Origin of the sequence: Bradyrhizobium genomosp. I (2014), from assembly GCF_000261685.1 — a bacterium.
GTDB lineage: Bacteria > Pseudomonadota > Alphaproteobacteria > Rhizobiales > Xanthobacteraceae > Bradyrhizobium.
On record NZ_AJQE01000332.1, the window covers coordinates 1 to 8748 of the forward strand.

The following is an 8748-nucleotide window of genomic DNA, read 5'->3' on the forward strand; positions in this document are numbered from 1 at the left end:
GCTACACCACTCCTTGGGACACGATCCTGCGCCAACAGCGCGTCTTCTATTTCTTGCCCTTCGAAGATCGATTTCCATCTCAGCGATCGAGCGGCAGAAAGCATCCCCCGATATTCAGCGTTAGTTACCGATCCGAACGAACACTCATCTTGCTCATGATGCAATGGTATGACTGAAAAGAAGATGATGGTGATCAGTCCGGCAATTGGAAGCGCGAGCAGAATCGAAAGGACGACATTCTTGCGTGACCAGTTCATTATTCAACCTTCGCGGGAGGCTGTTAATTCATTCCTAAATCCGGAATATAGTGCGCGCATCAGTTGGCTTACCCGGTAACTCAATCGCCGATTTTTTGGCCGCACGATCATGCTGTGCGGACAGACATAACGATAACGCCGGTGGACCTCTCCTCATCTAGGGAGCGCTCATTCCTTGAGTACGAAACCACGGTGTGCAAAACGTGTGCAGTCGTCGCCCGATCATCAAAATAGCCTATTACTATAGGCTGTTTTGAATACGGCCTCCACCTTCACACGGGAGAGGTCCAAGGTTCGATCCCTTGTGCGCCCACCACTCAGCCTAGATTTCGAGAGCCGCTAAAGGCTCCTTTGCCGAGGCCCTGCAAACGTCCGCTTTCTTGCGACCGAAGAACCAGAGTGGTCGCAACGTCATGACTGCGAAGCCAGCACAGCGACAGAGCCTAACCCAAGCAACGCACCGACCGTCATAGCGCCTAGGTCCACTTTGCATCGCCACTGCCGAGGCGTATTCGTATTGCGATGCCGTCAAACGCCGGCTGCGGCTGCAAATTGTAAACCTCAACGCGGTAGGTCCCTTCATTGAGATGTAGCCGCCCGATGTCTCTAATTTTGTCAGTCGTCATGTGACCCGTTGCGCACAGCGAATGAAAGGTCTGCTCGGCTACTGGGATTCCTCCTGGTTCTGTACGCACAATGACTTTCAACGGAATTGGAAGGCCCAAGCCTGAACGATCAGGTAGTGGAACATCCTCATACTCAGTGCCACCGGTACAGTAACCGCCAACGTGCCTTTGACCCACCAGTTTATCTTTGAGACGGGCTTCCGTTGATGGAAAGACAAATCTGAGGGTGAACAGATATGACTTGGCTACGGGAGCGCTGAATTCCTTGTTCAGGACCAAGCCGCTATCACGAATGGAAATTTCAGTGTCTGGGATCGGGGGCCAAAACGTGCAGAGGCCCGTGATCCACATTGCAAGGCCGATGACAGGCTTGTGGCAAAAGCTATAGGTGATTGGTCCCAACCCGGGCCTCTCAACAAGACGCTGTAATTACTCAGGCTGGCCTTATCCGACCGACAACCTGACGTGGAGCCTCACTACATCTAGTTGCACCAACTTAAGCCTTCGTTATGAAATGGCTTGAGCAGCCGATGTCCGGTGCCCTGCATCAACGCTCGCGGAAGGCCCGGGCAACCTGGTCCAGGAGGGGTTTGGTGAAATACGACAGGATGCTGCGGTCGTAGGTCTTGGCGAAGACTTCCGCCGGCATGCCGGGCACGAGCTTGACATTGCCGAGTCGCGCCAGCTCCTCGGGCAACATCGAGACACGTACGGTGTAAAAATTCTGACCCGTGCGTTGATCCGGCGTCACGTCGGCGGAGATACGGCTGACCTTCCCCTCGATCTCCGGCGTCGTGCGCTGGTTGAAGGCAGAGAACCGCAGGCTTGCCGATTGACCGACGTAGAGTTGGTCGATGTCGGCCGGAGCAATCTTGGCTTCCACCATCAACAGGTCGGCTTCCGGCACGATCAGCATGACGGGGTCGGCCGGGCTTACCACGCCGCCGACCGTATGGACGTTGAGTTGATGAACCACGCCGGCCTGCGGAGCGCGTATGTCGACCCGCTTCAGTTGATCTTCGGCCGTCACCTTGCGCTCGATGAACTCGCCAATCTTGCCGTCGATCTCGCGCAATTCCTTCGCAACCTCGCTGCTGAGGTCCTGGTCGATCTGCAGGATCTGCAGCTCGATTTCGGTGACCTTGCCCCGGACTTGAGCCGTGGAGGCGATCGACTGCGCCAGTTCGCCCTTGAGACGCGCGGCCTCGCGCTCCAGGAGGGTGAGACGGTTTATCTGGACGAGATTCTTCTCCCAGAGGCCGCGCACTCCGGTCAGCTCGCGCTGTATCAACTCGATCTCTTCCGCCTTGGCCTGCTGCAAAGCCGAATAGCCGCGGATTTCATCCTCGAGCTGCGCGATGCGCTGGCGAAGCTGGGATTTCTGTCCGCGGCGCGCGGTGGCGCGCAACTCGAACAGCTTGCGTTCGCTGCCGAGCGCGGCGGCGAACTCCGTAGATGCGTTATCCAGCAGTTCCTGCGGAACGACGAGATGGTCGGCCCCGTCTCGTTCGCTGGCAAGACGAGCCTTGCGGGCGCGCATCTCGTCCAGTCCCTTCGTATAGATGGCGAGGCCGGCACGCAGGGCGGTTTCGTCGAGCCGCACCAATGTTTCACCGGCACGGACATGGTCGCCCTCGCGAACCATCAGCTCGCCAACGATACCACCGGTGAGATGCTGGACTTTCTTGACATTGGAGTCGACGACCACCGATCCAGCAGCGGTGACCGCTCCCGACAGCTCGGTCGTAGCAGCCCAGCCACCGATCCCTCCGGTCAATACTGCCGCCAGAATGACGCCGGCAAGCAGATGATGGCGCATGCTGCGATCTTCGCCGTGTATCGCGGTGGTCATGTGGATGCGGCCGGTTGAGGGACGACGACCTTGAATGGCGCGGCAGGCGGCCCGGCTTCCCGCCTCGCCAGCAGCGACTGCACTTCCTCCTTGGGCCCGAAGGCCTGCTGCCGGCCCTGGAACATCGTCATCACGAAGTCCACGGCAGCCAGCGCGCTGGAACGATGAGCGACGATGACGACGACACCGCCCCGGGCCCGAACGGCGAGAATTGCGCGAGTCAACGCCTCTTCGCCCTCGATATCCAGATTGGAATTGGGTTCGTCGAGCACGACCAGGAAAGGATCGCCATACAGCGCCCGCGCGAGCGCCACGCGCTGTCTTTGGCCCGCCGACAACAGTGCGCCGTGTTCGCCGATCTGGGTGTTGTATCCATCGGGCAGGCTGACGATGAGCTGATGGACGCCGGCGGCGTCGGCAGCGGCAAGGATCTGCTCCATCGAAGCATCAGGCACAAACCGTGCAATGTTCTCGGCGATGGTCCCCTCGAACAATTCGACGTCCTGAGGCAGGTACCCGATATGATTTCCCAATGCGTCAGGCGACCATTGCTCGAGCGATGCACCATCGAGCCGGATCACGCCGCGTGACGGCCGCCATGCGCCGACGAGGGCGCGCACCAGCGAGGATTTTCCCGAGCCGCTGGCGCCGACGATGCCGAGCCCGCTGCCTGCCTTCAGGTGAAAGCTGACATCGGCAACCAGGAGCTTTTCCGATCCAGGAGCCGTGACGGACAACTTGTCCACGACGAGGAGCCGTTCCGGCGGCCGCAAAGGCAGTTTGTCGGCGGGCGCCGGCAACGCCGACATCAGCCCGGTGAGGCGCTGCCAGCTTTGGGCAGCGGCGATGAAGTTCTTCCAGTTGCCGATCGTGACGTCCACGGGTGCAAGTGCGCGACCGGTCAGGATGGAGCTGGCAATGATGATCCCGCCGGATGCTTCCTGTCGAATGACGAGATAGGCCCCGACGCCGAGCACGGCCGATTGCAGCATCATGCGCAATATCCGTCCCGTGACCCCGAAGCCTCCCGAGATATCGTTGGCGATCCTCTGCTGCCTGCGATGAGCATCGCCAAGCTTGCGCCATCGCTCCAGAAACCGGGACGACATCGACATTGCGATCAAGACTTCCGCGTTGCGACGACTGGCTTCGGCAAGCCGATTGCGTGCAGCGGCATAGCTCGACGCCTTCCGGACGGATTGCCGCGACAAGCGATCGGTGACCAGCGTCAACATCACCAGCACGAGTGCACCGCCGAGCGCCGTCGCGCCGATCAGCGGATGGAAAGCAAAGCAGATGGCGAGATAGAACGGCAGCCAAGGCAGATCGAACAGCGCAGGCAGACCGGAGCCCGATATCACCGACCGAACGGTGTCGACGTCGCGAACCGGCTGAAGTCCGTCCCCACCGCCGCGTGTGCGAAGCGGAAGGCGAACCACCAGATCGTAGATGCGGTCACCGATGCGCCAGTCGATCTGGTTCCCGATGCGAACCAGCATTCGGCCGCGAACCACCTCCAAGGTGCCCTGAAAGACGAACAGCAGGGCCGCAATGATCGTCAGGCCCGCCAGCGTGGATACGCTGCGGCCTGGCAGGACGCGATCATAGACCTCCAGCATGTAGAGGGAGCCGGTCAGGCTGAGGATATTGATCAATCCGCTGAACGCTGCAATGCCCACAAGGGCCGTGCGGCACGATCGAAGGGCGGCCCGCAGCTCCGATCCTGCATCCATGGAAAGGCCTGCTTGCGTAGCCAACATCACACGCAACTACTCCGCGCCTTACGATGAGGTGATTGTCCCGAACCGACCGCCCTTCACCGAGGTAGCGACGCCCTGCTCCTAACTGTCGATGATTCATGACAGCCGTTTGACAGCAGCAGAGGTGCCGGCCGGGGAGCCCGGCACCTCCACATTGAGCAACAGTCTCGTCGGGCGACTGGCGTCAGACGAGATATTGGTGGATCAGTTGCAACTGGCCGCCTTCGACGAGTTCGCCTCCCACATTGAGGTGAGACTGGGTGTCGATCAGATAGACGTTTTCCCCGGCGTTACCGAGGATATGCGTGACGTCGATGACGCCCGAAGCCTCTTCGTCCTGGGTCAGGAAGTTTGCACCTCCCGTGACGAATCGGCTCGGATCGTGCTGGGCGAGCTGTGTGAGCGCGTCGGTCGCAGGATCGTATTGCCAGACCTTGCCGAGGTGGGCGTTGTTGCCGACGTCCTCGGACAGAATGATCTTGCCGTGCGAATCGACGGTGATGTTGTCGAGCATCTGCTGACCTTCGCTGCCGTTGAGCAGCAGCTTGACAGTGCCGCCAAGCTCGGGATGCGACGCGTCGGTGAAGTCCAGCGCCCAGAGCTGGCTCGGTGCGTTGAATGCATTCGTCGTCACGAAGTAGAAGCGATTGGGGTTGAGCGTATCCCATGCGCCGTCCTCCGGCCGCAGGAAGCTCGTCACACCGGCAGTTTCGCTGTCCGCGTCGATTTGCGCGCCAGTCTTGCCGCTGACGTCGCCGAGATCAATCATGGTGAAGGCGGACTTCTCGTCGGTGCCCAGCGGACTGGTGCTGCTCGGCGCATTGTTCGCGGACCCTTCGAACTCGCTGACGTGAATTCCGAGCAGATGGCCTCCGGTCAGCCCGGCCTTTTCGACGGCATTTCCGGTCGCCTGCTTGGTGCCGGAATAGAAGTAGACCTGGCCGTTCTGGCCGTCGTCCATCATGGCGACGACGGTCTTGTCCCCGGTGTGGGCATTGGCGACCACGTTCTCATAGGCCATGTTGCCGAGCCAGGCCAGCTCGTAACTGTTGCCGTCCTGGGGGCCACCGACGACGTGGGCGAAGGCCCGTCCCTCGACGCCACTCTCTTCACCGTTGAGATAGAGCCTGCCGTCGAAGCCGAGCCCGGTCTGCGCATTGTAGAACGCGCCCGAATCGGCAAGGTCTGCCGAACAGAAGCGGTTGAACATCACCGGGCTGTTGCCGGCGTTATGGTCGACATAGGTGCCGCCCTCGTACATCCAGACGTCATGAATGAGGTCCTTGCCCGAGACGACCTGCAGCGTCGTCTTGTCAATGACCCACTCCGACACGAATGAGCCGGTGCCGCCATGCGCTCGGGCAATTCCGGCCGTTCCGGGAAGCTCCTGGTTCATCAGCACGGTGAAGGTACCGTCGCCATTATCGAACGCGCCGAGGCCGTCCGGAATGCCGGCCATCTTGTAGCCGTTCACGCTGTCGCCGGTCGTCAGCAACGACTCGGTATAGACGTGCGAATCGCTGCTGAGCAGGTAGGGCGTCTGCGAGCTCGACACGCCCTTCACCTCATTGGACAGAATGAACTGTTCGGCGTGAAGATCGGAAATGCGGGCATGCTCGATGATCAGCGCGTCGCCATTGCCGAGATTGATCTGCACGTCATGACCGACCTGGCGCGCGGAATTGATGAGCGTCTGAAAGGAAGGAATGTTGAAGTCGCGGACGTCGATGCGATCGCCGGCGTCAAGATGCTCGATTGTGTCCAGGCCCATGCCCTTGCGAAGCAGGAACTTGTCGTTGCCCTCATCGCCGCTCAGATGATCCCTGCCTGCGCCGCCAAGGAGCAGATCCCGGCCGCGGCCGCCATGCAGGTCGTCATTGCCATCGCCGCCGATCAGGGCGTCATTGCCGCCTTCGCCGAACAGCGTATCGTTTCCCTTGCCGCCGTCGATCCAATCATTGCCGCGGCCGCCGAAAACGATGTCATTGCCGAGGCCGGCGACGATCGTATCATTGCCGCCGAAGCCAAGGATGATGTCGCTGTGGCCCGACCCCGGAATAGCGTCGTCTCCGTTGGTTCCGAATTTGATCTTCTTGAACGGACCGACGTGGCGATGATCGCCGTGGTGATGGTGCGACATGCTCTTGCTCCCTGGCTGTGTGGCTTGGTACTGGCACGAGCGATCCGTTAACCAACGGCTGTGACGTTGACGCGACATCGATATGAATGGGCCATGCCTGCGCTGGGCTCGAATTGATTGTTCGGCGGCTCGTTCGGGCACGGGTTTGCCCTGGTCGAGGCCGAGGCCGCACAAGCGCAGTGGCGCAAGCTCGCCGGCCAACTCCGCCCCAGGCTACTCGGCGACCGTCGGCACGGCACGCACCCGCAAGGACTGGATTGCTTCGCTTACGCCGTCGCTCTTCGAGCTATGGCGGACAAGCCGCCCGCAATGCCGGAGCAAGCCTCAAGCGACCCGCTCCGCCCGCCAGGCCGCGTAGAGGCCGACCAGGGTGCCGATGGCGACCAGCGCTGCCGCGAGCAGCAGCTGCAATTGCCCATCGTCGGTGGCGCCCACCGACGACACGAGCCTGGTCACGATGACGAACAACACGCCGACCGAGGCCGCCGCGCCCAGGCAAAGATGGACAAACTCTCGCGTCAGGTTGCCGCCGAGAAGTCCGAGTGCCGTGAAATACATCGCACAGGCGTTGGGATGAACGAACAAGGCAACGCGCGCATATGGACCGTAGGCGTGAAGAAGGGACTCACACCGGCTCAGCGCCGCTTTCGAGGCAACCCGCTGCAAGAACGGTCTGAAAAAACGAGCCTGTCCGTAACTCAAGACGGCGCCAACGATGATGGCCAGCCACGCCATGACGAAGACGAAGGCATCCGCGGGCTTCGGGTTGAGCGCCACGGACATCAAGATCAGGGCCGTACCGGGAAAATAGCCGAAATACGGAAAGACCGACTCCATGAGCACGCAGGCGAACATGAAGACCAGAAACCATGACGAACCGGTCGCACCCTGGACAATGGCGTTCAAGTCGAAGAGGTTCGTCCTGTACAGGACGAGGTACATGCACATGGCCAGGCCAGCCAGCGCATAGAACGGCACCGCTCCCGCCAGAAACCGCCTCATCCGACCATCGAGCTTTGTTTGGCGGACTTGGCGGCGACCATCACACGGCAACCGAAACGCATGGCGAGCCGCATTCCGGCGCGACTGCTCTGCTTCCGTCGTGCTTCAGGTATCATGGTCTCCATTCCAGACAGGTGTGGCGCGATCGACATCAGGCTGATTCGCCTTCGTGCTTCAACGGTCGTTTGCGCGTGATCCTCGCCCTGCGCTCCTACGCGATCGACAGAATTTCGATCTCCTGCGCGCCTGAGCCGACGACGTCTCCGACTGCCTTTCCCATCAGCGACCTCGCAACCGGCGAGACGAACGAGATTGAGCCGGCCTTCGGATCGGCTTCGTCCTCGCCGACGATGCGATAGGTCTGGACGCGGCCATCGGTGCGGCTGAACGTGACCGTGCTGCCGAAGGCGACGACGTCGGTCGAGGCCGGATCGGGCATGACCTGCGCCGTGCGTAAGCGTTCGGTGAGATAGCGGACATCGCGCAGTGGCACCGCCGACTGCCGCCGCTTCTCGTTGACATCCTCGATGGCTTGCGCGGCTTCATAGGCCCCGCGCGCTTCGGCAAGCTGCGTCTGCAACGCCTTGAAGCCTGCCTCCGTCACGAGGTTCGGATGCGGCGAGATCGGGCGATCCGGCAACAGCGTCTCGGACGCGGTTTCGGCGCTTTCTTCCTTGGTGAAGGCGACGCTCAATTGAATATCCTGTCGAGCTGTTTCGATGGCGGCGCCGTGCGCCGCCGATCGCCGAGACTATATCTCAAGTTCGACGAAACGGCGGAGCTTGAAGACGAGGTCCGGCACGGCCTGGCGGAACCGGGTTGCATTCTGGAAGCTGGTCGAGAACGGCGCGAAGGTGAGCATGGCGTTCCAGTGCCGGTATCCATAGACCGTGACCGAGACGCCAGAGTTCGGGAAGTTTTCCAGCTTGCGCAGCTCGCCGAGCACGAGATCGGCGATCGCTTCCGCCGGCAGCAGGCGCTTGCCGTCCCGCGTGGTCGCGATCTGCGCAGGCGGCTCGGCCGGCTTCATGGCAGCCGGCGCGGCATCGGGCGCGTTCCCGGCTTTGACCGCTGCCGGATCGAAGCCGGACGTCTCGACCGGCTCCGCCGC

The 8748-nt window shown here is 61.3% G+C and carries 8 protein-coding genes and 1 pseudogene; all 9 read right to left on the reverse strand.

Features of this window, described 5'->3' with window-relative positions; all coding sequences use genetic code 11:
* A partial coding sequence (locus tag IC50_RS42825; RefSeq protein WP_210161544.1) for a hypothetical protein occupies positions 1–257 on the reverse strand: 257 nt, incomplete at its 3' end.
* A 476-nt stretch (positions 258–733) separates the two neighbouring features.
* Positions 734–1234, reverse strand: a complete 501-nt coding sequence (locus tag IC50_RS41575; RefSeq protein ID WP_440588154.1) for a DUF5625 family protein — start codon at positions 1232–1234, stop codon at positions 734–736.
* Between the two features lie 196 nt (positions 1235–1430).
* Positions 1431–2735, reverse strand: coding sequence for an HlyD family type I secretion periplasmic adaptor subunit (locus tag IC50_RS29890; protein WP_035713339.1), 1305 nt, complete (start codon positions 2733–2735; stop codon positions 1431–1433).
* Positions 2732–4468: a type I secretion system permease/ATPase gene (locus IC50_RS29895; protein ID WP_035713342.1), complete on the reverse strand. Its 1737-nt coding sequence runs from the start codon at positions 4466–4468 to the stop codon at positions 2732–2734. The genes IC50_RS29890 and IC50_RS29895 overlap by 4 nt, the downstream gene beginning before the upstream one ends.
* Before the next feature lie 211 nt (positions 4469–4679).
* Positions 4680–6152, reverse strand: a complete 1473-nt coding sequence (locus IC50_RS38575) for an alkaline phosphatase PhoX (protein ID WP_244429680.1) — start codon at positions 6150–6152, stop codon at positions 4680–4682.
* 183 nt (positions 6153–6335) lie between these two features.
* A pseudogene (locus IC50_RS43375) lies at positions 6336–6713 on the reverse strand (calcium-binding protein); the annotation flags it as partial.
* 246 nt (positions 6714–6959) lie between these two features.
* Entirely contained in the window at positions 6960–7637 is a 678-nt protein-coding gene (locus tag IC50_RS29905; RefSeq protein ID WP_035713345.1) for a hypothetical protein, read from the reverse strand.
* Between the two features lie 211 nt (positions 7638–7848).
* Positions 7849–8331 carry a transcription elongation factor GreA gene (gene greA, locus IC50_RS29910; protein WP_035713348.1) on the reverse strand — a complete coding sequence of 161 codons (483 nt, stop codon included), beginning with the start codon at positions 8329–8331 and terminating at the stop codon, positions 7849–7851.
* A 57-nt stretch (positions 8332–8388) separates the two neighbouring features.
* A partial coding sequence (locus IC50_RS29915) for a hypothetical protein (protein WP_035713351.1) occupies positions 8389–8748 on the reverse strand: 360 nt, incomplete at its 5' end.